This window comes from Ochrobactrum sp. SFR4, assembly GCF_019730395.1.
Lineage (GTDB): Bacteria > Pseudomonadota > Alphaproteobacteria > Rhizobiales > Rhizobiaceae > Pseudochrobactrum.
Genome location: NZ_JAAPBB010000514.1, coordinates 1 through 318, shown reverse-complemented (window position 1 = coordinate 318; position 318 = coordinate 1). Strand labels below are relative to the sequence as shown.

Sequence of the window (318 nt, the reverse complement as noted above, 5' to 3'; positions counted from 1 at the left end):
ATAGTTGCACCGGAGCGGAATAATTTAATACCAAGCCAGATCAGATAGGCCGCACCCAACCATTTCACAATTGTAAACACAATAGCGGATGTGGCCAGCAGCGCTCCAATGCCAAGCATAGACAGTGTCATGGCGGTAAAATCACCCAGCGCCACACCGGCAGCCATCGGCACAGCTGTGCGCCAGCCCTGCCCCAAAGCATAGGAAACCACCAATAAAATTGTTGGCCCCGGTATCACCAGTAACACGATTGATGCAGCCGTAAAGGCAAGCCAGACATCCAGCCCCATTGGAAAACTCCCCCGAAAAGTGATCTGA

Annotated in this window: 1 protein-coding gene; it reads right to left on the bottom strand. The window is 52.2% G+C overall.

Features of this window, described 5'->3' with window-relative positions; all coding sequences use genetic code 11:
• A partial coding sequence (locus HBA93_RS20050; RefSeq protein ID WP_221724450.1) for a LysE family translocator occupies nucleotides 1-290 on the bottom strand: 290 nt, incomplete at its 3' end.
• Nucleotides 291-318: the final 28 nt, after the last annotated feature.